Annotated in this window: 23 protein-coding genes; 12 read left to right on the forward strand and 11 right to left on the reverse strand. The window is 69.8% G+C overall.

From position 1 onward, the window contains the following. Positions 1 to 4: 4 nt before the first annotated feature. Complete coding sequence (locus tag ACX80H_RS10290; RefSeq protein WP_459313066.1) at positions 5 to 388, reverse strand: MmcQ/YjbR family DNA-binding protein; 384 nt, start codon at positions 386 to 388, stop codon at positions 5 to 7. Positions 389 to 474: 86 nt separating this feature from the next. Next, positions 475 to 1,176: a FadR/GntR family transcriptional regulator gene (locus ACX80H_RS10295; RefSeq protein ID WP_459313067.1), complete on the reverse strand. Its 702-nt coding sequence runs from the start codon at positions 1,174 to 1,176 to the stop codon at positions 475 to 477. Between the two features lie 144 nt (positions 1,177 to 1,320). On the opposite strand from ACX80H_RS10295, the gene ACX80H_RS10300 reads away from it, so the two are divergent. From ACX80H_RS10300 to ACX80H_RS10310, 3 genes are all read left to right on the forward strand, one after another. Continuing rightward, on the forward strand, positions 1,321 to 2,685 hold the full coding sequence (locus ACX80H_RS10300; protein WP_459313068.1) for an SLC13 family permease: 1,365 nt from the start codon (positions 1,321 to 1,323) through the stop codon (positions 2,683 to 2,685). A gap of 72 nt (positions 2,686 to 2,757) precedes the next feature. Continuing rightward, on the forward strand, positions 2,758 to 3,996 hold the full coding sequence (locus ACX80H_RS10305) for a CaiB/BaiF CoA transferase family protein (RefSeq protein ID WP_459313069.1): 1,239 nt from the start codon (positions 2,758 to 2,760) through the stop codon (positions 3,994 to 3,996). Further along, positions 3,993 to 5,510: a carboxyl transferase domain-containing protein gene (locus ACX80H_RS10310; protein WP_459313071.1), complete on the forward strand. Its 1,518-nt coding sequence runs from the start codon at positions 3,993 to 3,995 to the stop codon at positions 5,508 to 5,510. Before ACX80H_RS10305 ends, ACX80H_RS10310 begins: the two co-directional genes overlap by 4 nt. 58 nt (positions 5,511 to 5,568) lie before the next feature. Here the strand turns inward: ACX80H_RS10310 and nhaA are convergent, their stop codons facing one another. After that, positions 5,569 to 6,927: a Na+/H+ antiporter NhaA gene (gene nhaA / locus ACX80H_RS10315; protein ID WP_459313073.1), complete on the reverse strand. Its 1,359-nt coding sequence runs from the start codon at positions 6,925 to 6,927 to the stop codon at positions 5,569 to 5,571. 134 nt (positions 6,928 to 7,061) lie between these two features. Continuing rightward, positions 7,062 to 8,171: a GTP pyrophosphokinase gene (locus ACX80H_RS10320; protein WP_459313075.1), complete on the reverse strand. Its 1,110-nt coding sequence runs from the start codon at positions 8,169 to 8,171 to the stop codon at positions 7,062 to 7,064. 64 nt (positions 8,172 to 8,235) lie between these two features. Between ACX80H_RS10320 and ACX80H_RS10325 the strand changes: the two genes are divergently transcribed. Beyond that, positions 8,236 to 9,102 (forward strand): alpha/beta hydrolase family protein, encoded by an 867-nt coding sequence (locus tag ACX80H_RS10325; protein WP_459313077.1) that lies wholly within the window; start codon positions 8,236 to 8,238, stop codon positions 9,100 to 9,102. Between the two features lie 111 nt (positions 9,103 to 9,213). Here ACX80H_RS10325 and ACX80H_RS10330 read toward each other — a convergent pair whose 3' ends face one another. Continuing rightward, complete coding sequence (locus tag ACX80H_RS10330; protein WP_459313079.1) at positions 9,214 to 9,843, reverse strand: alpha/beta hydrolase; 630 nt, start codon at positions 9,841 to 9,843, stop codon at positions 9,214 to 9,216. 1 nt (position 9,844) lies between these two features. Next, complete coding sequence (locus tag ACX80H_RS10335) at positions 9,845 to 10,825, reverse strand: ring-cleaving dioxygenase (protein WP_459313081.1); 981 nt, start codon at positions 10,823 to 10,825, stop codon at positions 9,845 to 9,847. A 159-nt stretch (positions 10,826 to 10,984) separates the two neighbouring features. On the opposite strand from ACX80H_RS10335, the gene ACX80H_RS10340 reads away from it, so the two are divergent. After that, complete coding sequence (locus ACX80H_RS10340; protein ID WP_459313083.1) at positions 10,985 to 11,467, forward strand: PGPGW domain-containing protein; 483 nt, start codon at positions 10,985 to 10,987, stop codon at positions 11,465 to 11,467. Here the strand turns inward: ACX80H_RS10340 and ftsW are convergent. Then, positions 11,395 to 12,696 carry a putative lipid II flippase FtsW gene (gene ftsW / locus ACX80H_RS10345; protein ID WP_459313085.1) on the reverse strand — a complete coding sequence of 434 codons (1,302 nt, stop codon included), beginning with the start codon at positions 12,694 to 12,696 and terminating at the stop codon, positions 11,395 to 11,397. The genes ACX80H_RS10340 and ftsW overlap by 73 nt on opposite strands. 177 nt (positions 12,697 to 12,873) lie before the next feature. Here ftsW and ACX80H_RS10350 point away from each other — a divergent pair, with 177 nt between their 5' ends. The 4 genes from ACX80H_RS10350 (at position 12,874) to ACX80H_RS10365 (ending at position 16,069) form a co-directional block, all read left to right on the forward strand. Beyond that, on the forward strand, positions 12,874 to 13,794 hold the full coding sequence (locus tag ACX80H_RS10350; protein ID WP_459313087.1) for a carbohydrate kinase family protein: 921 nt from the start codon (positions 12,874 to 12,876) through the stop codon (positions 13,792 to 13,794). 55 nt (positions 13,795 to 13,849) lie between these two features. Next, entirely contained in the window at positions 13,850 to 14,374 is a 525-nt protein-coding gene (locus ACX80H_RS10355) for a YbhB/YbcL family Raf kinase inhibitor-like protein (RefSeq protein WP_459313088.1), read from the forward strand. Positions 14,375 to 14,448: 74 nt separating this feature from the next. After that, the gene (locus ACX80H_RS10360; RefSeq protein ID WP_459313090.1) at positions 14,449 to 15,258 is read left to right on the forward strand and encodes an HAD family hydrolase; all 810 of its coding nucleotides are present in this window, start codon (positions 14,449 to 14,451) and stop codon (positions 15,256 to 15,258) included. Next, a complete protein-coding gene (locus tag ACX80H_RS10365; protein WP_459313091.1) occupies positions 15,236 to 16,069 on the forward strand; it encodes a glycerophosphodiester phosphodiesterase family protein in 834 nt (277 codons plus the stop codon). The genes ACX80H_RS10360 and ACX80H_RS10365 overlap by 23 nt, the downstream gene beginning before the upstream one ends. A 197-nt stretch (positions 16,070 to 16,266) precedes the next feature. Here ACX80H_RS10365 and ACX80H_RS10370 read toward each other — a convergent pair whose 3' ends face one another. The 3 genes from ACX80H_RS10370 to ACX80H_RS10380 form a co-directional block, all read right to left on the reverse strand. After that, complete coding sequence (locus tag ACX80H_RS10370) at positions 16,267 to 17,718, reverse strand: glycoside hydrolase family 43 protein (protein ID WP_459313093.1); 1,452 nt, start codon at positions 17,716 to 17,718, stop codon at positions 16,267 to 16,269. 150 nt (positions 17,719 to 17,868) lie between these two features. Further along, positions 17,869 to 18,867 (reverse strand): hypothetical protein, encoded by a 999-nt coding sequence (locus ACX80H_RS10375; protein ID WP_459313095.1) that lies wholly within the window; start codon positions 18,865 to 18,867, stop codon positions 17,869 to 17,871. Positions 18,868 to 18,932: 65 nt separating this feature from the next. Beyond that, positions 18,933 to 20,261, reverse strand: coding sequence for a uracil-xanthine permease family protein (locus ACX80H_RS10380; protein WP_459313097.1), 1,329 nt, complete (start codon positions 20,259 to 20,261; stop codon positions 18,933 to 18,935). A 99-nt stretch (positions 20,262 to 20,360) separates the two neighbouring features. Here ACX80H_RS10380 and ACX80H_RS10385 point away from each other — a divergent pair, with 99 nt between their 5' ends. Beyond that, on the forward strand, positions 20,361 to 21,215 hold the full coding sequence (locus ACX80H_RS10385; RefSeq protein WP_459313099.1) for an SDR family NAD(P)-dependent oxidoreductase: 855 nt from the start codon (positions 20,361 to 20,363) through the stop codon (positions 21,213 to 21,215). After that, positions 21,212 to 22,582: an aldehyde dehydrogenase family protein gene (locus ACX80H_RS10390; protein ID WP_459313101.1), complete on the forward strand. Its 1,371-nt coding sequence runs from the start codon at positions 21,212 to 21,214 to the stop codon at positions 22,580 to 22,582. Before ACX80H_RS10385 ends, ACX80H_RS10390 begins: the two co-directional genes overlap by 4 nt. 6 nt (positions 22,583 to 22,588) lie before the next feature. Here ACX80H_RS10390 and pgm read toward each other — a convergent pair whose 3' ends face one another. Further along, positions 22,589 to 24,220: a phosphoglucomutase (alpha-D-glucose-1,6-bisphosphate-dependent) gene (gene pgm / locus ACX80H_RS10395; protein ID WP_459313103.1), complete on the reverse strand. Its 1,632-nt coding sequence runs from the start codon at positions 24,218 to 24,220 to the stop codon at positions 22,589 to 22,591. A gap of 167 nt (positions 24,221 to 24,387) precedes the next feature. Here pgm and ACX80H_RS10400 point away from each other — a divergent pair, with 167 nt between their 5' ends. After that, positions 24,388 to 24,555 (forward strand): hypothetical protein, encoded by a 168-nt coding sequence (locus tag ACX80H_RS10400; protein ID WP_301224399.1) that lies wholly within the window; start codon positions 24,388 to 24,390, stop codon positions 24,553 to 24,555. Positions 24,556 to 24,593 lie beyond the last annotated feature (38 nt).

A 24,593-nucleotide genomic window follows, 5' to 3' on the forward strand; every position in this document is an offset into this window, starting at 1 on the left:
AGGGTCAGGGGCGCTGCCCGAACGTGTCGGGGTCGACGGGCCGCTGCTTCTTCGGGAGGTTCTCGACGACCTGGAGGTAGGACTCCGTGACGAGATCCTCGACGAAATCGGCGTCGAGCGTCCCGTCCGGGTGCAGGGTGATCCAGTGCCGCTTGTTCATGTGATAGCCCGGGGTGATGTCGTCCTTGGCCTCGCGGAAGATCCGCGCATCCGACGGTGAGGCCTTGAGGACCACGATCGGTTCGCCCCTGGTGGCCGTCTGCAGCAGGAAGACCTTCCCGTGCACCTTGTACACGTCCCAGTCCGCGCCGAACGGATGGGTCAGCTCCGATCCGGGCAGCTCCTGTGCACGCGATGCCGCGCATTCCTGCAGTTCCCTGCCGTTCATCGTCCCCCTTGACCAGTGCGCCCAGGGTACGTACCACCGGTCGGTCCGTCCTGGACTACCGGGCTCCCTGCGGGCGCGAGTGATTCCTACTTGAGCAGTGCGACGTCCGAGACGAGCTCGATATGGCGCTGCATCGCTTCCGCTGCCGCGGCGGCGTCCTGCGACTGGATGGCCTCCGCGATGGCACGGTGCGATTCGAGGGACTGCTCCGGCCTGCCGGGCTGGGCCAGGGACTCAAGGCGGGTTTCCAGGATCATCTCGCCGATGAACGCCATGAGCTGCGCCATCACCGGCGAGTGGGCGGCGGCTGTCACGGCCTGGTGGAACAGCTCGTCGCCGTGGGCACCGCGGTCGCCGTCGTCGATCTCCGACTTCATCACCTCGAGTGCGGTGGTGATCGCGGTGAGGTCCTCCTCCGTGCGCCGCTCGGCGGCCAGTGCCGCAAGCTTCACCTCGAGGGTGCTGCGTGCCTCGACGATGTCGGGGAGGCGGCTCCGGTGTTCACGCAGTCCCTTGATGACGCTCGCGACGCTCGCGCGGTGGCGCAGGACCGCCCCGGTGCCGTGCTGGACATCGATGACGCCGAGGACCTCAAGGGCGACGAGCGCCTGGGCGAGGGTCGCCCGGGATACTCCGAGCCGCTCGGCGAGATCGCGTTCGGCGGGGAGGAGGTCCCCGGGGCGCAGCCGGGCCGATTCGATGTAGCCCAGCAACTGCTCGACGAGCTGCTCGTACAGTCGCGGACGCGCGAGGCGCTCCAAGGGTTGCGGATTAGCGGCGTCGGTCATCCCTGTTCTCCCCGGATAGGTGTGCGCTCATGCTACCGGTGAACGATTGACAGGGACACCCACTCTCCTACAGGCTAGGCCAGTGGTCCTGTAACTCATGTCACAGACCCCGCGAACTTTTCCGTAGCCCGCTGGAGGATAACGATGTCCGCTCCACTCCTATCGATCATCATCCTTGCGGCGATGTTCCTGATAGCCACCCTGCTGCCCATCAACATGGGAGCCCTCGCCTTCGTGGGGGCCTTCCTGCTCGGCGCCGTCTTCCTCGGGATGGAAACCGACGACATCATCGCCGAGTTCCCCGGCGGGCTGTTCCTCACCCTGGTCGGCGTCACCTACCTGTTCGCCATCGCCCAGAACAACGGCACCATCGACCTTCTGGTCCAGGGCGCGGTGAAACTCGTCCGCAACCGCGTGGCCCTGATCCCGTGGGTCATGTTCCTGATCACGGCCGTCATCACGGCCGTCGGCGCGCTCGGCCCGGCAGCCGTGGCCATCATGGCGCCCGTCGCGCTCGGCTTCGCGGCACGCCACAAGATCTCACCGCTGCTGATGGGCATGATGGTGGTCCACGGCGCGCAGGCCGGCGGCTTCTCGCCCATCGCCGTGTACGGGGTGATCGTCAACGACATCGTCGGGGAGTCTGGCTTCCAATCGAGTCCGCTCGCCGTGTTCCTGTCGAGCTTCATCTTCAACCTGCTGATCGCCGTCGTGCTCTTCATCGTCCTGGGCGGCCGCACGCTTCTGTCCTCGCGGATCTCGCACTTCGTCGAGGAAGCTGCCGAGGCGCGCCTGAGCGCCAGCCCGGGAGCCCGCAGGGCCGATGTCGCCTACAAGGGGACCGGCAGCGGCACCTACGGACCGCGTGATCCCGCCGGCGACGGCGTCGTCGCCGTGAAGTCCCGTGAGGACCGCATCTCGCAGGGTGCCACCATCCTCGGCCTGATCGCGCTCGCCGTGATCGCCCTCGGATTCAAGGTCGACGTCGGGTTTGTGGCCATCACGGTCGCCGTGATCCTCGCCCTCATCTCGCCCAAGGCCCAGAGCGGGGCGGTCAACAAGATCGCGTGGTCCACGGTGCTGCTCATCTGCGGGATGCTCACGTTCGTGGGTGTGCTGACCGCTGCCGGGACCATCGAGTACGTGTCGGACGGCGTCGCCAGCCTCGGTGCGCCGCTGCTCGCCGCCCTGCTCATCTGCTACATCGGCGCCGTGGTCTCCGCCTTCGCCTCGTCCACGGCCATCCTCGCCGCCCTGATCCCGCTGGCCATCCCGTTCCTGGAGACGGGCGCCGTGAGTGCGGTCGGCGTCGTGTGCGCCCTCGCGGTGTCCTCGACGATCGTCGACGTCTCGCCGTTCTCCACCAACGGTGCGCTCGTCCTGGCGAACGCACCCGAGGGCACGGACAAGGAACGTTTCTACAAGCAGATCCTCGGCTACGGGGCCATCGTGGTTATTGCCGGGCCGATCATCGCCTGGCTCGTCCTCGTGGTGCCCGGCTGGCTCTGAGTCTCCCGACGACCCGACCGGCCGCCCGACCCGCGACCTGACCCGCCTGAAGACACGAACACCGGAGGACGTATGAGCGCCGAGACCACCGCGCAGACCACCGCGCAGACCACCGATGCCGCGACGCGCGGGGGTCCGCTCGCCGGCCGCCTCGTCGTCGATCTCAGCCGGGCCCTCGCCGGACCGCACGCCGGCATGATGCTCGGCGACCTCGGCGCCCGCGTGATCAAGGTCGAGACGCCGGGCACCGGCGACGACACCCGCGGGTGGGGCCCGCCCTTCGTCGGTCCCGAGGACGACCGTCAGGCCACCTACTTCCTGTCCTGCAACAGGAACAAGGAGTCGATCGCCTTGGACCTCAAGAGCGACGACGGCAGGGCCGTCCTCACGGAACTCCTGCGCCGCGCCGACGTGGTCGTCGAGAACTTCCGGACCGGGGTCCTCGACCGGCTCGGCTTCTCCACCGACGAGATGCTCGAGCTCAATCCGGGGCTCGTCATCCTCTCCATCACCGGCTTCGGCCATGACGGACCCGAGGCCAAGCGCAGCGGCTACGACCAGATCGTGCAGGGCGAGGCGGGCCTCATGTCCGTCACCGGCCCGGATCCCGACAACCCGCAGCGTGTCGGTGTCCCGATCGCCGACCTGCTGTCCGGCATGTACGGGGCCTACGGTGCGGTCGCCGCCCTGCTCGAACGCGAGCGGACGGGCAGGGGACAGGTGGTGCGCACGTCCCTGCTCGCGGCCATCATCGGCGTCCACGCCTTCCAGGGCACGCGGACCACGGTCGCCGGCGAGGTGCCGCAGGCCCAGGGCAACCACCACCCCTCGATCGCCCCGTACGGCCTGTTCAACTGCCGGGGAGGCAAGGTCCAGATCAGCGTGGGCAGCGAGAAGCTGTGGGCCACCTTCACCTCGGCCTTCGGGATGGCCGCGGACCGGCCCGAGTTCGCTACGAATGCGGACCGGGTGCGGAACCGGGACCTGCTGATCGGTGTCGTAGAGGACGCGTTCTGCGCCTACGAGGCGGAGCCCCTGCTCGCGAAGCTCAACGAGGCCGGCATCCCCGCGGGCAAGGTCCGGACCCTCGACGAGGTGTACGCGTGGGAGCAGGTGCACTCGCAGGGCCTGCTGCTCACCGTCCAGCACCCGGTCCTCGGGGACATCGCGCTACCCGGACCGCCGCTGCGCTTCTTCGACGGTTCCGGCGAGACCACGCTCGCCAGCCATACGGCGCCGCCCCTGCTCGACGGCGACGGCGACGCGATCCGCGCGTGGCTGGCCGAACCCGCAGGGGGTGCCGGCGCGTGAGCGCGGAGGCCCGTGTGCGGCACCTGACGGCGCGGGAACTCATCGACGCCGTGCTCGACGCCGGGTCGTTCAGCTCCTGGGACAGCCCGATCCCGATCCCCGCCTCCGCATCGGCGTCCTACCAGGAGGAGTTGCGGCGGGCCCGGGAGAAGAGCGGGGTGGACGAGTCCGTCCTGACGGGCGAGGGCCTCATTCACGGCCGGCGCGTCGCCGTGATCGTCTCCGAATTCACCTTCCTCGCCGGATCGATCGGCAGTGCGGCCGCCGGCCGGATCGCCGCGGCGATCCACCGTGCCACCCGGGAGGGCCTGCCCCTCCTGGCCGGGCCGGCGTCCGGCGGTACGCGCATGCAGGAGGGAACACCCGCGTTCCTGTCGATGGTCGACATCACCGGGGCGGTGCGGGCCCACCGGCAGGCCGGCCTGCCCTACCTGGTCTATCTGCGGCACCCCACTACAGGCGGGGTCATGGCGTCCTGGGGCTCCCTGGGTCACGTGACCGTCGCCGAGCCCGGGGCGCTGCTCGGGTTCCTGGGCCCCCGCGTGTACGAGGCGCTCTACGGTGCCCCGTTCCCGACCGGCGTCCAGACCGCCGAGAACCTGTTCGACAAGGGCCTGATCGACGCCGTCGTGCCGCCGGAGCACCTGGCGGGGATCGTCGACAGGGCCCTGACGGTCCTGGTCGCCGAGCCGTCGGGAACGCCTCCGGTGCCCTCGACGGCGTCGGTGCGGCCGGGCACCGCCGATGCCTGGACGTCGATCCTCGTCTCACGCAACCGCAGGCGCCCGGACCTCCGGCGGTTGCTCGCCTACGGCGCGCGGGACGTGCTGCCGCTCAACGGCACGGGCCAGGGAGAGAAGGACCCGGGGCTGCTGCTCGCCCTGGCGCGCTTCGGCGAGCAGCCTTGCATCGTGCTCGGCCACCAGCGGCCGCGCCAGCCGGGCGATTCGGTCATGGGGCCGGCGTCGCTGCGGGAAGCGCGCCGTGGCATGAAGCTCGCCGAAGAGCTCGGCCTGCCGCTGCTCACGGTCATCGACACCGCCGGCGCCGACCTGTCGAAGGAAGCGGAGGAGGGTGGACTGGCCGGCGAGATCGCCCGTTCCCTGCACGACCTCATCGGGCTCGCGTCGCCGTCCGTCTCCGTGCTCCTCGGACAGGGCGCGGGCGGCGGGGCCCTCGCGCTGCTGCCGGCCGACAGCACCATCGCCGCCGAGCACGCGTGGCTCTCGCCGCTGCCCCCCGAGGGCGCGAGTGCGATCGTGCACCGGACGGTGGACCGGGCCGCCGAGATGGCCGAGTCCCAGGGCGTCAAGGTCGCGGCCCTCGTCGGGCGGGGCGTCGTCGACCACGTGGTCGACGAGCGGCCCGACGCCGCGGAGGAGGGGCGGGCCTTCTGCGAGCGGATGGCTGTCGCCATCGAATACGAGCTGGCCCGCGTCCAGGGCCTTCCCACAGCGGACCGCCTGGTGCGGCGCGCGGGCAAGTACCGGGCGGGCACCGGGCAGGACGGCTAGCGGCTCGTCTCCTGACGGTGCCGGGCGGCCGCCGCTCCCGCAGGCGGCCGAGGTCCCGTCAGGATCGGTGCTGGTAGACGTCCGGGGTGCCGTCGTCGTCGGCGTCGATCTGTTCCTCGGCGTGCAGGGTGCGATAGTGGCGGTTGCGGGTGCGCAGGATGATCGAGGCCAGGAGGGCCGCGGTGAGGGACGCGGTGAGGATCCCGACCTTGGCGTGATCATTAGTCGTTCCCCCGTCGCCGAAGCTGAGGTCCGCGATGAGCAGGGACACGGTGAACCCGATGCCGGCGAGCAGGGCGACACCGATCAGGTCCACCCATTTCAGGGACGCATCGAGGTTGACGCGGGTGAGTCTGGTGAGCAGCCAGGTTGTGCCGACGATGCCGATGGGTTTGCCGACGACGAGGCCGGCGATGATGCCGAGGGTGACGGGATCGGAGAGGGCGGACTGGAAACCTGTCCACCCTCCGATGGCGACGCCGGCGGAGAAGAACGCGAACACGGGGACTGCGAAGCCGGCTGAGAGGGGACGGAAGCGGTGTTCGAAGATCTCGGACAGTCCCGGCCCTGCATCCGGTCCTCCGCTTGCCTGGCTGCGGATGACCGGAACGGCGAAGCCGAGCAGGACGCCCGCGACGGTGGCGTGGATGCCTCCGGCGTGCACGAGCGCCCAGACCGTGAAGCCGATGGGGAGCAGAATGAACCAGGCCGCGGCGGGTTTGAAGCCGAAGAAGCGCCGGTACTTCTGGGCGAGGATCGTGAACAAGCCCAGCGGGATCAGTGCCAGGAGCAGCGGGGCGAGGTGCAGATCGTCGGAGTAGAACACCGCGATGATGGTGATGGCCAGCAGGTCATCGACCACCGCGAGGGTGAGCAGGAAGATCCGCAGTGCACTGGGAAGGTGGGATCCGACGATCGCGAGGACGGCGACGGCGAAGGCGATGTCCGTGGCTGTCGGTGTCGCCCAGCCCTGCAGGGTCTCCGGGCTGGACAGGTTGATTACCGTGTAGATGAGGGCCGGTACCGCGACGCCACCGAAGGCTGCCGCAACCGGAACGACCGCCCTGGAGAAGCTGCGCAGGTCCCCGGCGACGAATTCACGTTTGAGTTCCAGTCCGACGAGGAAGAAGAAGACCGCGAGGAGCCCGTCCGCAGCCCACGCGCCGAGGCTGAGTTCCAGGTGCCAGGGCTCGTACCCGAGACGGAAGTCGCGCAACGCGAAGTAGCTGTCCCCGTAGGGGGAGTTCGCCCAGACCAGCGCGACTGCTGCGGCGACAACGAGCAGGATCCCGCCGACGGTTTCCTTGCGGAGGATCTCGCCGATCCGCAGGACCTCGGAGTAGGTGCCACGGCCCAGAATTCCGGATCGAGGCGCGGGGATGGGTGCGGGTGAAGAGTCGGGTGATTTTTCGGCCATGGGAGGCTCCTGCTGGAATCGGGGTCGACGGGAGAACATGCCGACCAGACTTCCCGGCTCACCTGTTCCCACTCTACCCGTCGCACCCGTCGTGCTCTTCCTCGGCCGCGGCCGGGCTTTCCGCGTCCGTCCCGCTAGGTGCCGGGGTGCTGGGCCCGGTAGATCTCCATCTGCCGGTACCGGCGCTGGAGGCTGTCCCTCCGCGGGGTGCCCTCGGCGTCCCGCGGCTCGGCGGTGAGGTCGATGTGCCGTTCGCCGTAGTGCCAGAGCAGCATGTCATCGAGGAGCCGGTCCGGGCCCGGGGAGTACCGGTGGTCCAGTGCCTTGCGCACGGTGGTGATGGTGTCGGCCTGCAGGAGGGACACCAGTTCGAGGGTCGTCCTCAGGCCGTGGGCCGCGAGGAGCTCTGCGGCCCAGCCCCAGTTGTCGTCCGACTTCCGGTCGACGTGCGGCAGGAGCGTCTGCCAGACGTCCCGGATGCGGTTCGGGGTCAGGGGGGCACTGCCTTCGCCCTCCTCGTCCCAGAACCCCGTGACGGTCTCGTACCGCTCGTGCAGTTCGGCGAAGGCCGATTCCACGGTCTCGAGCATGGCCGCCGTCCCGGTGAACTGCCGGTCGAAGTAGGGGCTCCAGGCCTTCGGGTTGGACGCCTTGAACCGGATGTCGTGCTCGATCTCCGACCAGGCGTGGGCCAGCACCGTCCGCACCTGCACCTCGAAGAGGTAGCTCCCCGCAGCCTTGGTATCGGGGTCGACGGCCTGCTGGAACGCACGGACGACGTCGCTGTGGATGGTGCGCATGATGAGGTGGCGGCTGGAGTAGCCGTACGTGCCGGACTCGATGGATCCGATGTCCTTCTCGCGGTCGCCGCGGCAGTCGAACTCGTTGCGCTGGCGCTTGAGCAGGTTCGCCGCGAGGTCTACCTCGTGCGGGAGCGTGGTGATGATGCGGACCCCCACCAGGTCGGTGAGGTTGCGCATCGGATCGGGGAAGACGAGCACGGGCGGCGCGCCGGCCTCCGGGGACGGCAGGGTGCGCGCGGCCTTGTCGCGGAACGATTCGACCGTCTTGGTGCGGGCCGTGACGAACAGGGGTTTGAGGTCGGTACCGTCGAAGATCGCCGAGATGCTGTCGCGCATGGCGGTGGTCACGCGGTCGAGGGCCGGCCGCACGCGCTCGTACTCCCTCGTATGCGCCTCGACGGCAGGCCTCAGCCGCTCGTCGAGATCGTCCCACGTTCCCATGTGCCGTGCCTTTCAAAGGAGAGACTTCATCGTAGCCAACCCGGGTGACCGTTACGCTTCCCCTGTGAATCGTGGACATCCCGGCCGGCGCGCCGTCCTCGCCCTGGCGGCCGCCGTCGGCACGGCTGTCCTGGCTGCCTGCGGTGTCCGCCCCGGCGCACGGGCCTCCTCCGGTAGCGGAGCGCCGTCCGCCGAGGCTCCCTCCGTTCCAGCCCGGCGCTACAGCTACGGCGAGGATCCGAGCCAGTTCGCGGACCTCTACCTGCCGGGTGCAGACGTCCCGGTGCGCGGCGTCGTCGTCATCATCCACGGCGGCTACTGGCGGTCCACCTACGGCGCGGAGCTCGGCGAGCCGCTTGCGCAGGACCTCGTGGGGCGCGGCTACGCCTGCTGGAACCTGGAGTACCGGCGCGCCGGGAACGGTGGGGGCTGGCCCGAGACCTTCGACGACGTCGCCGCGGGCATCGATCACCTCGCCGTCGCGGCCCGGGACCACGGGTTCGGGCTCGGCACGACGACGGCCCTGGGACATTCCGCCGGCGGCCACTTGGCCGTCTGGGCCGCGGGGCGGGCCGGGCTGCCGCCCGGAACACCGGGAGCCGGAAAGCCGGGCGTACCGCTCACGGCCGTCATCAGCCAGGCCGGTCTGCTGAACCTCCGCGAGGCACGCGACCTGGGCCTGAGCGACGATGCCGTCGAGAACCTGCTGGGCGCGCCCGGGGACCCCGAACGGTACTCCCTCGCGGATCCGATGACCGCCGTTCCGCTCGATGTACCCGTCTACGCAGTGCACGGGACGGAGGACACCACGGTGCCCGTCAGCCAGTCGGAGGGCTATGTCCGGGCGGCGACGGCGGCGGGCGGGGCGGCGGAACTCTCCCTCGTCCCCGGCGACCACTTCGCCGTCATCGCCCCGGGTTCCGAGGCGTAGGACACCGTCGTGGCGCTCCTGGGGGCGGCCGCCGACGCAGCGGACCACGGCCGCCCGTAGGGGCCGGGGTCTGGGAGCGCGCGGGGACGTTGCCGGAAGGTGTTTCCGTCCCTACGCCGCCGTGTGCGAGGCGATCCAGGCGGCTGCCCCGTCCACCTCGGCGGGGTGGATCCCGTGGCCGCCCTCGCGGACGTTCCGCTCCACCTCCGCGCCTCTGCTCTCGAGGATCGAACCGACGCGGACCACGCTGTCGATCGGCGCCATGGCATCGGAGCTCCCGTTGAACAGGGCGACGGACGTGCCGGACAGGTCGGCCTGGACGGTCCGCCCCTCCAGCGGGTACATGCCGGAGAAGGCGACGGCGTTCGCCACGGCTCCGGGGTGGAGCAGGGCGGCGGCGAGTGCGATGTTCGCGCCGTTCGAGAAGCCGACGGCGACGAGCGGACGGCCGACGATGCCGTGGTGTCCGCGTGCCCAATCGACGAACCCGGCGAGCTCGCCCGCCCGGCGGACGACGTCGTCGACGTCGAATACGCCCTCACCGAAGCGGCGGAACCAGCGGTTCATGCCGTGTTCCCGCACGGGCCCGCGGGGTGCGAGGTAGCCGGCGCCCGGGGCGAGGCGGTCGGCGAGCGGCAAGAGGTCGTGCTCGGTGCCGCCCGTGCCGTGGAGGAGCAGCAGCACCGGGGTGCCTGTAGTTCCCGCGTCGAACAGGTGCGGCCACTCGTGCATGGTTGTCATGTCAGCTCCTGAAGAATGCCTGGAGGGCGGGGTTGTTCTCACCGGGCAGGTCAATCCTGGCGACCGAGTGCGCGATGGCCTCGCGGTTCGGCTCGAGCCACGGTGGCAGCTTCAGGGAGCGGCCCAGTTCCAGCAGCGGCTCGTCGATGTCGAAGCCCGGGGTGTCCGTCGCGATCTCTAGGAGCGTTCCGCCGGGCTCGCGGAAGTAGATGGAGGTGAAGTACTGGCGGTCGAGGATCGCCGTGACGCCGTACCCGCGTTCGGCCAGTTCCTGGCGCCACACTTCCTGGGTCGCCTGGTCCGGGACGCGGAAGGCGATGTGGTGCACGGTGCCGCCGGCCACGAGGCCGCGCTCGCCGCGGGGGTCCGTGACGACGTCGACGACGGTGCCGGGCTCGCCGCCGTGCGTGCTCAGGCGGTAGCGGCCGTCCTTCTCGGCGAGGACCGCCATGCCGAGGTCACGCGTGAGGGTCTCGAGCGTCCGGGTGGGATCCTGGACGGTCAGCACGGAGGAGTGCTGGCCGCGGACGGCGTACTGGGCGGGGACGGAGGCGGAGTCCCACGGGTTGCGGGGATCCGAGATGGAGGACGCGACGAGGTCGATCTGCAGCCCGTCGGGGTCGCGGAGCGAGAGGCGCTCCTCCTCGGAGGAGGCACGGGAGATGGCGGACTCCACGCCGAGGGCCTTGAAGTGCTCCTGCCACCACCCGAGGGTGCCCTGGGGCACGGAGAAGGCCGTGGTGGTGGACTGGCCGCTGCCCACGCGCCCCCTGCGGATGCCCTGCCAGGGGAAGAAGGTCAGCAGCGAGCCGGGACGGCCGGACTCGTCTCCGTAATACAGGTGGTAGGTGCCGGGGTCGTCGAAGTTCACGGTCTTCTTGACGAGGCGCAGACCCAGTCCCTTGATGTAGAAGTCGATGTTCCTCTGGGGGTCACCGGCGATCGCGGTGACGTGGTGGAGACCTTCGGTTCGTGCAGTCACGCTGTCCTCCTCGGATGGTTCCGGTCCGCCTGGGCCGGTATGTCCATGCAAACGCATGTATCTCTTCGTTTGTTCCCTGGCAGCCCGCGCCGGTCCCGAACCCGTTACCCAGTCTGCTTGGCTTCGTGCGTGCCCGGCTTCCTGTGTCATCCTGTGAGCATGGCAGCGAGAGGGCGGGTCCGAGGATGGATTCGCCGCACCGGCATCGAGGTGATGGGGTGGACCCTCGTGATCCTCGGGATCGCCGCCCTCGTGCTGCCCGGCCCGGGGCTGCTGATGCTCGCGGCCGGGCTCGCCGTACTGTCCCAGCAGTACCGCTGGGCTCGCCGGTACCTGGCGCCGCTGAAGGCGAATGCCTTCCACGCCGCCGCCCTCGGGGTGAGGACGATCCCGCGGATCGTGGTCAGCTGCCTCAGTGCCCTGGTCATCATGGGCCTCGGCGTGACGTGGATCCTGCAGCCCGCAGTGCCGTCCTGGTGGTTCCTCGAGGACAAGTGGTGGCTCTTCGGCGGCACGGGAACGGGCATCAGCCTCATCGGGTCCTCGGTCATCGCCCTCGCCCTGATCGCCTACAGCGTTCGGCGGTTCCGGGGGCAACCCCTGCCTGCGAAGTCCCCCGTGCTCGGAACGGATTCCGAGTAGGCTCGCCGCCGGTCTGCTGGAAGGTCCCGATCGGTGGCCCGCGAGCAGGAGATCAGCACTCCCACGGCGGCGAGGACGGCCACCATGGAGGACCCGCCGTAGGAGATGAAGGGCAGGGGGACGCCGATGACGGGGATCATGCCGGTGACGACGGCGATGTTCAGGATGGCCTGCCCGATGATCCACACGAGGATGCCGCCGCAGACGTAGGTGACGTAGAGATCCTTCGACAGCGTGGAGATCCGGTAGATCGAGAACGCCAGGACGGCGAAGAGCATGATCACGAGCAGCGCGCCCACCAGTCCGAGCTCCTCGCCGAGGATCGCGAACACGAAGTCGTTGTGCGCCTCCGGGATCCAGTTGACCTTCTGCCGACTCTGGCCCACCCCGACGCCGAAGACCCCGCCGCCGGCGAGCCCGTAGAGGGCCTGGGCGCTCTGGTAGCCCAGCCCTTCGGCCGTGCCCTCGGCCGCCGGATCGAGCCAGGCCGAGATCCGCAGCATGCGGTTCGGGCTCGACACGACGGCGAGGGCGGTGCCGACGACGCCGACGGCGAGGCCCCCGAGGAACAGCTTCGGACTGGCGCCGGCGAAGAAGAACAGGGAGACGGCGATGAGGGCAAGGACCATGGCGGTGCCCAGGTCCTTGCCCGCGACGACGAGGCCGACGGCGACCATGGCACCCGGCGCGACCGGGACGAACAGGTGTTTCCAGTTCCCCAGCAGCTTCGCCTTCCGGGTGAGGACCGCGCCGCCCCAGAGGATGATGCTGAGTTTGAGGAACTCCGACGGCTGGGCGGTGAGGGACCCGATGCCGATCCAGTTCCTGTTGCCCTGCACCTCCACCCCGAGTGGGGTGAACACCAGCAGGGAGAACACGAAGGAACCCAGCAGGATCAGCCAGGCCAGCTTCCGGTACGTACGAAGGGGGATGAACGCGCAGACGACGAGCGCGGTGCTGCCGATGCCCATCCACATGAGCTGTTTGTAGAAGGTGTCGAAGGGCGACTTCCCGGCAGCGACGAGTTCGACCGAGGACGCGGACAGCACCATCAGGAGACCGATGGCCACCAGCGCGAAGGTCGTGGTGATCAGCAGGTTGCGGGCATTGCGGTTCGAGGAGGGACCCCGCGTGGTGAGGGCACGCCGGAGCCGGCCCCCGCGGGACAGCGGATTCCGGGCGGAGGCCGGGCGCGTGGTGACCGGGCGTGTGGCAGTCGGAGAGGGCATGGGCGTCCTGGAGGCTCGACCCGCACGAGGCGTGCAGGTCCGGGAGGAGGGGGAGATCCAAGTGTCCCTCGGGAACCGCCCGCGGCGGGGGAGGCGCTCGGATTTCCCAGCGACCTCTCAGGCGCGGAGAGCTGAAACCCCGGACTCCCCACGCGCCGGGGCTGGTACGTTGAAAGAGTGCTCACCGTAATCGGGGAAACCCTTGTCGACGAAGTGGTCAGCGACACCGCCTCCATGCGCGCCCACGTGGGCGGGAGCCCCATGAACGTGGCCGTAGGGCTCGCGCGCCTCGGCCATCCGGCGCAGTTCGTCGGGCGCTACGGCGACGACGCCTACGGCCGGATGATCCAGCAGCACCTCCGCGACAACTCCGTGCCCTTCCCGGTCGAACCGGACAGCGCGCCCACCAGCGTCGCGACGGCACGCCTCGACCCCGCGGGCGGGGCGGCCTACGACTTTCAGCTCGTCTGGGACCTCCCCGGCCTCGCCGGACGCACGGACGAGCTCCTCGACGGGACCACTCTCCTGCACACCGGGTCGATCGCCACGATGCTCGCACCGGGAGCCGACGACGTGCTGTCCCTCGTCCGGGCCGCGCATCCGCTCGTGACGGTCACCTACGATCCGAACTGCAGGCCCACCATCATCCGCGACCGGGCGTTCGCGCGCGGGCAGGCGGAGAGGTTCGTGGCCCTGGCCGACGTCGTGAAGGCATCCGACGAGGACCTCGAGTGGCTCTACCCGGACCGCAGCCCCGAGAAGTCGGCCCGCGCCTGGCTGGACGCCGGCGCCGCCGTCGTCGTCGTGACCCGTGGCTCGAAGGGGCCGTGGGGAGTATGCCGCGCCGGCGAGGTGTCCGTTCCGGCGCCATCGACCAGCGTGGTGGACACGGTGGGTGCCGGCGACTCGTTCATGGCGGCCCTGGTGGGCGCGCTCGTGGACCTCGAGCTCGACGGCGCCCATCGCCGCGACGAGCTGCTCCGAATTAACCTCGGGCAGCTGACCGGAATGCTGCAGTACGCGGCCCGGGCGGCAGCCATCACGGTGTCCCGTGCCGGTGCCAATCCGCCCACGCGGAACGAGATGGTACGCGCCTGACCGGGATCCGTGACCACCAGGAACGACGAGGGATGACGACCAGAGGAGCACAGCCATGACCCGCGATCCGTACGCAGACCTTCCGCAGGTCCCCGGGTTCGAACTCACCAGCGAGAGCATCACCTCCGACGCACCCCTCGATCCCGCGCAGGTGTCCGGGATCATGGGGGCTGGAGGCAGGGACGAGTCTCCGCAGCTCACCTGGAGCGGCTTCCCGGAGGGCACGAAGAGCTTCGCGGTGACCGTCTACGACCCCGATGCGCCGACCGCGAGCGGCTTCTGGCACTGGGCCGTGGCCGACCTGCCCGGAACCACCACATCCCTGCCCGCGGGGGCGGGCAGCGACGGGGGCTCGCTGCCCGAGGGCGCCGTGCAACTGCGGAATGACGCCGGATTCCCCGGATTCGTCGGTGCCGCGCCACCCGAGGGCCACGGTCCGCACCACTACCACGTCGTGGTGCACGCGGTGGACGTCGAGTCGCTCGGTATCCCGGCCGATGCGACGCCCGCCTACCTCGGCTTCAACCTCTTCTCGCACACCCTCGGCCGGGCCCGGCTGATCGGGACCTTCGAGCAGTAGGGATGCCCCGCCCCATGCCGCCGCACACTGCGCCCGCCGGTAGGGTGGAGGTCCAGGACCTGAAGGAGTTTCCGATGCGCCTCGTGGCGAGCGACATGGACGGGACCGTTGTGGGGAACGACGGCAAGATGAGCGACCGCACCATCCAGGCGTTCCGCGCATGCATCGACGCCGGGATCGACGTCGTCTTCGTGACCGGCCGCCCACCGCGCTGGCTCCAACCACTTCGGGACCAGCTCGGCCATACCGGGACGGTCATCTGCTCCAACGGTGCCCTGACGTACGACCTCGAGTCGGAGCGCATCCTGGACGCGAAGCTCCTGAAGCCGGAGGACGTCTATGCTGCGCGGGACATCATCCGCGGTCTCTTCCCGGCCGCCACGTTCGCCGCCGAAACCGTCTCGGGCTTCAAGATCGAGTCCGGATTCGCGGACGCCGCCACCTCCGAGCTCCTCGGCGGCATCACCGCGGAGCCCTTCGAGACGTCCCTGCCCGGCGAGGACGTGGTGAAGTTCCTGGCGCGGGAGCGGGAGATCTCACCCGACGAGTTCCTCGCAGCCGTGCGGCCCGCCGTCGCGCACCTCGTCTCGACCACGCACTCGGCCCCGACCGTCGCGCTCCTCGAGATGGCCGTGCCCCACATCAACAAGTCGGTCACGCTCGCCCGGTACGCGGCGGAGCGCGGTATCGACGCCGCCGACGTCGTCGCCTTCGGTGACATGCCCAACGACGTGCAGATGCTCGACTGGGCGGGCCATGGGTATGCCATGGCGTCGGGACACCCCGACGCGCTCGCCGCCGCGAACCTCGTGGCGCCGCCCTTCGACGAGGACGGCGTGGCGCAGGTCCTGGAGGAACGGCTTGCGGCGCTCCGCACGGCCTGATCCCGGCCGCTACCCCTTCCTCGACAATAGGGCCGGAACCCGGCCCGGACTCCTCCCGCTCGCGCTGGCCCACCGGGGCTTCGCACCCGGCGGCGGGGAGAACACGATGGCGGCCTTCGGACGCGCTGTCGACCTGGGCTTCCGGTACCTCGAGATCGACGTCCGCGCGTCGGGCGACGGCGTCGTGATGGTCTTCCACGACGAGGACCTCGACCGCGTGACCGACGCGCACGGCCCGATCGCCCAGCAGAGCGCCTCTGACCTGGGCGGACTGTCGGTGGGCGGCCACGGCGGCATTCCGACGCTCGAAGCACTCCTGCTGCGCTGGCCGGACCTGCGCCTGAACATCGACGTCAAGAGCAGCGACTGCGTGCGCCCCTTCGCGGAACTCATCAACCGTCTATCCGCCCACGACCGCGTGCTCGTCGCGTCCTTCTCGGACCGCCGGCGGCGCGCTGTGCTGCGGCTGCTCGAGAGGCCGACGGCGTCATCCGCCGGTATGGCGGTCAATACCCTCCTGAAGCTGGTCGCGCCGCTGGGACTGGCGGGACGGATCGCCCGGATCGCAGGCGTCCAGGTGCTGCAGGTTCCCGAGACCTACCGGGGTGTGCGGGTCGTGACGCGTCGCTTCGTCCGCTCCTGCCGGGCGGCGGGACTCCAGGTGCACGTCTGGACCATCAACGAGCGTGCGGAGATGGACCGGCTGCTGGACCTCGGCGTCGACGGGCTCGTCTCCGACGCCGCCGATGTCCTCGCCGACTGCATGACCGCACGGTCCGCGTGGCCGCAGGGCAGTCCCCGCGACCGGTAGCCCGGGACTAGCCTGACCAGGCAGGCAGGCAGGCAGGCGGGGCGGTGGCTGGCGGGGGCGGGTGCCGGGAGGCGGAAGCCCGGTTGCGGCCACTCCCGCAACCGGGCTCCCTCGGTATCGATGCGTTCCCGGGGTATCGCGCCCCCGATGGCACACCGAGTCTGGTGGGCGGCGCCGCCCTGCTGGCGCCGCAGCAGTTACTTGCGGCCCTGGCCCTTCCCTGGCTTCGACTCGACGGTCAGCTCCACGGGATCCGTCGTCACCGAGTCGTGGGGGTTCGAAAACGTGGCGCGGAACAGGCGCCCGTCGTCGGCGGCCTGTGCCTTCTTGACCTCGGCGACCGACGTGTAGGTGCCGTCGTCGCTTCGTTCCGCCCGCTGGGTGACAGCTGCGGGCTGCCAGGTCTCCCCGCCGTCGTCCGAGCTCTCCCAGACGGCGACGGGTTCCGGAGTGCCGGTGGCACTCGCCGTGAAGGACGCCTTGTGACCCTCGCGGACGGTGGCCGGCCGGGGCGCCGCGACGAGTGCCGGGAGCCCGACGGACTGGTCGACGGTGGGCCAGCCGTCCTCCCAGCCCATCTTCTGCAGGCCGAGGGTCGGGGCGTAGGCGTTGGACCGGTCGTAGTAGTGGAACGCGAGGTAGTCGCCGAAGACGGACTGGCCGCCGACGCCGTTCATCGCGCCGTGGGATTCGAGGAGGATCGATCCGCCGCCGCCGAACATGTCGCGGCCCTCCTTATCCAGATACGGGCCGGTGATGGATTCCGAGCGGCCCACGGCGATCTTGTACGTGGAGTCCGCGCCGCGGCAGCAGAAGTCGAACGAGGTGAACAGGTAGTAGTAGCCGTCGCGGTGGATGATGTAGGGCGCCTCGATGGGGTTGCCCGGGACGAAGCGGTCCGCGATGTTGACCGTTCGGGACTGCCAGTCCTCCACCGGCTTGCCGCTGGGCCATTCCAGCGGCACCAGGAAGATCCCGTACCAGAAGGACCCGATGGACATGTAGGGCTTGCCGTCCGCGTCCTCGACGATGCCGGCGTCGATGGCGTTGAAGGTCTTACCCGGATTGCTCGGGTCGAGGCCCGTGACCGGCGACTCGACGACGAGTCCCTGGTCCACCCATTCGTAGTCCGGATCGTCGGGATCGAGCGTGGTGTTGGTCGCGAGCGCCGTGAGGGAGTTGTCGGTGCCGAAGCGCGACGCCGAGTAGTAGAGGTAGTAGGTGCCGTCGTTCTCGTAGATCTCCGGCGCCCAGAGGTTCTCGGGGAGCACCCCGTCCGAGTAGCGCTCGTCGATCCAGGCGGGGATCTCGTCCCACACCGTGCCGGCGTACTCCCACGTGGTGCCTTCGTCGTGCGAGGACCAGATCTGGATGGTGCCGCCGTTCTCGCGGGCGAGGAGCCCCGTGGAGTAGACGTACCACGTGCCGTCGTCGTCGATGATGAGCGCCGGATCGTGGATGGGGCTGGTCTCGCCGACCACCGACTTGCCGCCCACCAGGTCGTCGAGGCTGCTTGCGGCGGACTGCGGCAGAAGGGCGGACGGGGCCTTCTGTTCTGCCGTGGCGGGCAGTGCTGCGCCCGTGAGGGCGAGGGTGAGGACGGCGGCGATACTCGCGGAGCGCGACCAGAACGTGCTGCGTGACGTCATTATCGCGGAGACCTTTCAGGAGGGGAGAGGCAGGGGCTCTGCCGATTTACATCGTTGTCTACATCGTTGTAGAACAGTTGCACGACACAGTGCAGCCCGTCAAGGACTGTCCGTCCCGCTTCACGAGGCGCTTCCGGGCGTTAGCCGGCCTTAACCGAGGACGGGGTCCGTCAGCGTCCTCAGGTAGTGCAGGGCTGCCGGGGCGTAGGCGCGCATCGACTCGTCGTCGGCGTAGACCAGCAGGCGCAGCCACGAGCCGTACCGATGCACCCCCGCCAGCTGCAGGGCGGGTTCGAGGGCTGCCCGCAGTTCATGCATCGGGGCGTAGCCGGTCCATCGCTCGAGGTACGCGGTGATCACCGACTGGATCCTGGGGTCGTCCGCCGTCGTGTTCCACTGCTCACGCATCTGCGTGATCGGCACGAGCAGCACGCTGAAGGGGTGCGCCCAGTAGGAGTCCGCGAAGTCGAAGAACCGCAGCGGTTCGGCGCTCGTCGCGGGCAGGAAGCAGTTCCTGGCGTGCAGGTCGTTGTGGTCCAGCGAGAGCGGGACTGCTGTGCCGCGCAGGACCTCGACGGCGTCGTGGATGGCCGGCAGGCGGCGGACGATGTCGTCCGCCGCCTCGGCGGACAGGTGCAGTGGGTGCTCTGCCGGCAGCCCCGTGTGCAGCAGCAGCTGGTTCTCCACGAAGTTCGCTGCCACCTCCGGATTCATGAGGACGAGCCCGGCCTGGGACAGGCGCTCACCGTGCGGTGCGACGATCTGCTGCAGGTCGGCGAAGTCGCCCGTGATGCGTTCCCACACGAGCCGGTCGCCGGAGCCCAGGCTGTCGAGGGTGGCACCGTGGTCCGCAGTGAGCATCCAGCCCCGCGACGGTTCGATGGCCAGTGGGGCGGCGACGTGGTCCGGTGCGAGTTCGCCGAGGAGCGACAGGATGGACGCCTCGGCGAGCTGGCCGAGGTTGTTCTCCTTGAACCACAGCGTGCCGTGGTCGGTGGGAACGGTCAGTTGCGTGGACCAGAAGCGGATGCGCGGCTGCTCCACCGGTCCGGTCCGGGCAACGCCGAAGGTCTCCAGCACCAGGTCGATCCACTGCTCCGCCTGCTGCCGCCACTCGGGGGAGGCCCACACTTCGCGGGGGTTGCTCATGGGGCGTCGGGGGTGCGGGTCACGTCGGAGCGGGGCATGGACTGCATTCTTCCACCGCGCACGTGTCAGCCGAGCTTCGAGGGCCTGCTGCCGGAGTCGCGGGCCTCCAGCTCTCCCGGGCCGGCGACGTGCTCGCTGCCGCGGACGCGGGCGATGGCCGTCATGCCGTGGAAGATGAGGAGGGCCGCAGCGGTGCCGAGGGCGATTCCCGCGAAGGCCAGGTCCCCGACGGTCCACGTGAAGTCCGCGATGCCGATGACCAGCGCGACCCCCGCCGTCGACAGGTTGATCGGATTCGAGAAGTTGACCTGGTTCTGCACCCAGATCCGGACGCCCAGGATGCCGATCATGCCGTAGAGGACCACCCCGGCGCCGCCGAGGACACCCGCGGGGACGGTGGCGATGAGTGCACCGAACTTCGGGAAGAGGCTCAGGAGGATCGCGACGATGCCGGCCACCCAGTAGGCAGCCGTCGAGTAGACGCGTGACGCTGCCATGACCCCGATGTTCTCGGCGTAGGTCGTGGTGCCCGAGCCTCCGCCGGCACCGGCGATCATGGTCGCCAGGCCGTCGGCCATCAGGGCCCGGCCGGTGAGCGGGTCCAGGTCCCTGTCGGTCATCGCGGCCACCGACTTCACGTGGCCGATGTTCTCCGCCACGAGCACGAGCACCACCGGGATGAAGAGCCCGACGACGGACAGGTGGAACTCGGGTGCGGTGAAGTCGGGAAGGCCGATCCAGGCGGCGTCCCGAATGGCTGCGAAGTCCACCTCGCCGCGGATCATCGCGACGGCGTACCCGGCGAGGACGCCCACGAGGATGGACAGCCGCCCCAGGATGCCCTTGAACAGCACCGTGACGAGCAGGATCGCAATCACCGTGACGAGGGCGGTGAGGGGAGCCTGCTCGAAGCTCGTCTTGGCGGTCGGTGCGAGGTTGAGGCCGATCAGGGCGACGATGGCGCCGGTGACGACCGGGGGCATGGCGACCTGGATCCATCGGGCTCCCGCGGTGTGGACGATGAACCCGATGATCGCCAGTGCAGCCCCGGCCATGATGATGCCGCCGAGGGCTCCCGCTGCTCCGTGCTGCGACTGGGCGGCGGCGATCGGCGCGATGAAGGCGAAGCTCGACCCGAGGTAGCTCGGCACCTTCCCTGCGGTGATGACGAGGAACAGGATCGTCCCGATTCCGGAGAACAGCAGCGTGGTCGACGGCGGGAACCCGGTGATCAGCGGTACCAGGAACGTCGCACCGAACATCGCCACGACGTGCTGCGCGCCGATGCCGATGGTCCTGGGCCAGCTGAGCCGTTCCTCGGGGGCGACGAATCCGCCCGGCCGCACGTTCCTGCCATCCCCGTGGAGGGTCCATCCGATGCCTCGTGCACTCATGCGTATGCCTTCCAGGGGAGTCGGGGGGTTCCGAGAATCCTATCCGCCTCACGTTCCCGGGATGTTACGTTGCTTGTCCGCGAGGGAAAGAGGTCGACGATGGTATTCACGGTTCGAGGACGCACCGTGGTGGTCACCGGTGCAGGCATGGGCATGGGCAGGCTCTATGCAGAACGTGCCGCCAGGGAGGGGGCTGCCGCCGTCGTGCTGTGGGATGTCGACGCGCGCGCCCTCGAGGACGTCGTCGCGGGTCTGGCCTCGAGCACGGCGGCCGTCCACAGCTACGTGGTCGACGTGGCATCGGTCGAGTCCATCCAGGCCGCGGCGGGTGCGGTCCTGAACGACGTCGGCGTGCCGGACGTGCTGGTCAACAATGCCGGGATCGTGCGGGGGAAGTACTTCTGGGAGCACGACCACCGTGCGGACATCGACCTCACCCTGCGGGTGAACACCGGCGGACCCATGCATGTCACCCGCGCCTTCCTGCCGGCCATGATGGAGCGCGGCACCCCCGCCAGGATCCTCAATGTGGCGTCGGCTTCCGGGACGCTGTCCGTCCCGCGGATGAGCGTGTACGCGGCCTCCAAGTGGGCCGTGATCGGCTGGAGCGATTCCCTGCGTCTCGAACTGGCGTCGTCGGGCTACCCCGTCGCCGTGACGACCCTCATTCCCAGCTACATCAGGACCGGCATGTTCGAGGGGGCGCGCGGACCCCTGCTGACCCCTCTGATGGAGCCGGACTACGTGGTGGACAAGGCCTGGCGCGCCCTGCTTGCCGGAAAGGCGCGCGTCCAGCTGCCCTGGACCGTGCAGCTGGCCGGGACGCTCCGCAATCTGCTCCCGCAGCCCGCCTGGGACGTCGTCGCCGACCGCGTCTTCCGGGTGTACAGCTCGATGGACCACTTCACGGGGCGTCCCGGTGGCGCTCCGACGCACGGGAAGGACGACCGATGAGCGCTGCGGCGGCACTACTGGCGGACCAGCGCCGGTATTTCGATTCCGGGGCCACGCGGCGCGCGGCGTGGCGCCGGGACCAGCTCCGCGCCCTCCTGCGGCTGCTGGCCGAACGCGAGGACGAGCTGACGGGCGCCCTGGAGGAGGACCTCGGCAAGAGCCGGACGGAGGGCTTCCTCTCCGAGGTCGTCGTGGTCCGGGCGGAAGCGCGCTACGCCCTCAAGCACCTGGACCGCTGGATGGCGCCGGAGAGGATCGCCGTCCCGGGCGGGCTGCAGCCGGGTCGCGCCTGGTCGCAGGCCCGGTCCCTCGGCGTCGTCCTGATCATCGGGCCCTGGAACTATCCGCTGAACCTCGTGCTGGCGCCGCTCGTCGGAGCGCTGGCGGCGGGTAATGCCGCCGTGCTGAAACCCAGTGAGCTCGCGGCCGCGACCTCCCGGGTGCTCGCACGCCTCGTGCCGGAGTACCTGGACCGGGAGGCCGTCGCCGTCGTCGAGGGGGGAGCAGAGGTGAGCACCGACCTGCTCGCGCAGCCGTTCGACCACGTGTTCTACACGGGCGGTGAGCGCGTGGGGAAGATCGTGATGAAGGCAGCGGCCGAGCACCTGACGCCGGTGACGCTCGAACTCGGAGGCAAGTCACCGGCCGTCGTCGTCGGCGGGGACCTGCGCACCGCGGCCCGCCGCATCGTCCACGGCAAGTTCCTGAACGCCGCCCAGACGTGCGTGGCGCCCGACTACGTCCTGACCACGCCGGCCGCCGCGCCGATCCTCGCCGATGCGCTCGCGGCTGCCGTGCGGGATTTCTACGGCAGCGATCCGAGGACCTCGGGCGACTACGGCCGGATCATCAACGAGCACCACTTCGACCGCCTCGTGGGCCTGATGGACGGCGGAACCGTGGTCTCCGGTGGCCGGCACGAGCGCGCGGAGCGGTACATCGAGCCGACCGTCCTGCGTCACGTCGACCCGGGGTCGGCGCTCATGCAGGAGGAGATCTTCGGTCCCCTCCTGCCGATCCTCGAGGTCGCGGACCTGGACGAGGCCATCCGGTTCATCGGTGCACGGCCCCATCCGCTGGCCGCCTACCTGTTCAGCGACAGCGACGAGCACCTGCGGACCTTCACGGACCGGGTCCATGCGGGCGGGCTCGCCCACAACGTGTGCACCATCCAGCTCGCGGTCCCCGGGCTGCCCTTCGGCGGCGTCGGTGCGAGCGGTACGGGCAGCTACCACGGCCGGCAGTCCTTCGAGACGTTCAGCCACGTGCAGCCCGTGTTCTCCAAGCCGACGGGGGTGGACACGCTGCGCCTCGCGTACCCACCCTTCGGCCCGATCAAGAGGAGGCTGCTGCGCAGGCTGCTCTGAGCAGGGTCAGCTGATGACGCCGTCCACGAGCGCCTTCGCCTCGGCCTGCACCTGCTTCAGGTGCTCCTCGCCGCGGAAGGACTCGGCGTAAATCTTGTAGACGTCCTCCGTGCCCGAGGGCCGCGCCGCGAACCAGGCGTTCTCCGTGGTGACCTTCAGCCCGCCGACGGGAGCGCCGTTGCCCGGTGCCTCCGTCAGCCGGGCGGTGATCTCCTCGCCGGCGAGGGTCGTGGCGGTGACGTCGGACGGCGACAGCTTCCCGAGCGCGGCCTTCTGCTCGCGGGTCGCCGCGGCGTCGATCCGCGCGTAGACAGGGGCACCGAACCGCTCCGTCAGCCCGAGGTAGTGCTGCGACGGGGTCTTCCCGGTGACGGCGGTGATCTCCGAGGCCAGCAGGGCCAGCAGGATGCCGTCCTTGTCGGTGCTCCAGGGCGTGCCGTCGTGGCGCAGGAAGGAGGCGCCGGCGGATTCCTCGCCGCCGAAGGCGAGGTCGCCGGTCAGCAGGCCGGGCACGAACCACTTGAAGCCCACGGGGACCTCCTGCAGCACGCGGCCGAGGTCGAGGGCGACACGGTCGATGATCGACGACGAGACGAGGGTCTTGCCGATCACGGCGTCGGCACGCCAGTTGGGACGGTTGGCGTAGAGGTACTGGATCGCGACGGCGAGGTAGTGGTTCGGGTTCATCAGGCCCGCGTCCGGCGTCACGATCCCGTGGCGGTCGGCGTCGGCGTCGTTGCCCGTCGCGATGTCGAACTGCGAGGCCTTCCCGATCAGTGATGCCATGGCCGACGGCGAGGAGCAGTCCATGCGGATCTTCTCGTCCCAGTCGAGGGTCATGAAGGCCCATTGCGGGTCGACCGTGGGGTTGACGACGGTCAGGTTCAGGTTGTGGCGCTCACCGATTGCACCCCAGTAGTCCACCGACGCGCCGCCCATCGGGTCCGCGCCGATGTGCACGTTCGCGGAGCGGATGGCGTCCAGGTCGAGCACCGACGGGAGGTCGTCCACGTAGTTCTGGAGGAAGTCGTAGGAGCCGATCCCCTCGGCCATGCGGGCCTGGGCGATGGGCATGCGCCGGACGTCGCGGAGGCCGCCTTCGAGCAGTTCGTTGGCGCGGTTCGCGATCCAGTTCGTGGCGTCCGAGTCGGCGGGGCCACCGTGCGGGGGGTTGTACTTGAACCCGCCGTCGCCCGGGGGGTTGTGCGACGGCGTGATGACGATGCCGTCGGCCTGCTCCACCTTGACGGCGTTGTAGGTGAGGATCGCGTGCGACACGGCGGGGGTGGGCGTGTACGCGCCACGGGCGTCGACGAGGACCGTCACCCTGTTGGCCGCGAGGACCTCGAGCGCGGTGTTCTGTGCCGGCTCGGACAGCGCGTGGGTGTCCTTGCCCATGAAGAGGGGGCCGGTGATGCCCTGCCCGGCGCGGTACTCGACGATCGCCTGCGTGATCGCCGCGATGTGCCCTTCGTTGAAGGACGACTTCAGCGACGAGCCGCGGTGCCCCGACGTTCCGAAGGCCACGCGCTGTGCGGGATCCCCCAGGTCGGGCTCGACGTCGAAATACGCGTCGAGCAGTCTTGTCACGTCTACGAGGTCGCTGGGGAGGGCTACAGTGCCCGCTCGGTTAGCCATGGCCCCAGCATGCCAAAGAATGCGCTCGATTACACCCGCTACCCCGGGCCGCTCCGTCACGTCCCGTCGAGGGCCGGTCCTCGGGTACGGTTGCCCGCACCCCGATGATCAGTAAGCTGAGTATCAGCACCCAGACAGGGGGCACACGCATTCCGGAAGGCGGCACCATGAGCGAGAACCCCAGCGGAAACCCGAGCGGCGATCCCGAGGAGCAGGGCGCGGAGGAGGCCGGCAAGCTCGAGGAGCAGACGGCGGGCGGCTACGGCGGCCCGGGAACCGAGGACGAGATCGCCCCCGACTTCGAGGCGGACAACGGCAGCGGCCCCGGCGACTGACCCGCACCGACCCCGTCCGGGCGGGTTCCTGACCCCCC

This window comes from Arthrobacter pasteuri, from assembly GCF_054510955.1.

Coding starts and splice junctions, on each gene's coding strand:
- ACX80H_RS10295 (WP_459313067.1), bottom strand. CDS start 1,176: ATGACCGACGCCGCTAATCCGCAACCCTTGGAGCGCCTCGCGCGTCCG.
- pgm (WP_459313103.1), bottom strand. CDS start 24,220: ATGGCTAACCGAGCGGGCACTGTAGCCCTCCCCAGCGACCTCGTAGAC.
- ACX80H_RS10360 (WP_459313090.1), top strand. CDS start 14,449: ATGCGCCTCGTGGCGAGCGACATGGACGGGACCGTTGTGGGGAACGAC.
- ACX80H_RS10340 (WP_459313083.1), top strand. CDS start 10,985: ATGGCAGCGAGAGGGCGGGTCCGAGGATGGATTCGCCGCACCGGCATC.
- ACX80H_RS10320 (WP_459313075.1), bottom strand. CDS start 8,171: ATGGGAACGTGGGACGATCTCGACGAGCGGCTGAGGCCTGCCGTCGAG.
- ACX80H_RS10380 (WP_459313097.1), bottom strand. CDS start 20,261: ATGAGTGCACGAGGCATCGGATGGACCCTCCACGGGGATGGCAGGAAC.
- ACX80H_RS10375 (WP_459313095.1), bottom strand. CDS start 18,867: ATGAGCAACCCCCGCGAAGTGTGGGCCTCCCCCGAGTGGCGGCAGCAG.
- ACX80H_RS10300 (WP_459313068.1), top strand. CDS start 1,321: ATGTCCGCTCCACTCCTATCGATCATCATCCTTGCGGCGATGTTCCTG.
- ACX80H_RS10290 (WP_459313066.1), bottom strand. CDS start 388: ATGAACGGCAGGGAACTGCAGGAATGCGCGGCATCGCGTGCACAGGAG.
- ACX80H_RS10305 (WP_459313069.1), top strand. CDS start 2,758: ATGAGCGCCGAGACCACCGCGCAGACCACCGCGCAGACCACCGATGCC.
- nhaA (WP_459313073.1), bottom strand. CDS start 6,927: ATGGCCGAAAAATCACCCGACTCTTCACCCGCACCCATCCCCGCGCCT.
- ACX80H_RS10390 (WP_459313101.1), top strand. CDS start 21,212: ATGAGCGCTGCGGCGGCACTACTGGCGGACCAGCGCCGGTATTTCGAT.
- ACX80H_RS10330 (WP_459313079.1), bottom strand. CDS start 9,843: ATGACAACCATGCACGAGTGGCCGCACCTGTTCGACGCGGGAACTACA.
- ACX80H_RS10370 (WP_459313093.1), bottom strand. CDS start 17,718: ATGACGTCACGCAGCACGTTCTGGTCGCGCTCCGCGAGTATCGCCGCC.
- ftsW (WP_459313085.1), bottom strand. CDS start 12,696: ATGCCCTCTCCGACTGCCACACGCCCGGTCACCACGCGCCCGGCCTCC.
- ACX80H_RS10385 (WP_459313099.1), top strand. CDS start 20,361: ATGGTATTCACGGTTCGAGGACGCACCGTGGTGGTCACCGGTGCAGGC.
- ACX80H_RS10355 (WP_459313088.1), top strand. CDS start 13,850: ATGACCCGCGATCCGTACGCAGACCTTCCGCAGGTCCCCGGGTTCGAA.
- ACX80H_RS10400 (WP_301224399.1), top strand. CDS start 24,388: ATGAGCGAGAACCCCAGCGGAAACCCGAGCGGCGATCCCGAGGAGCAG.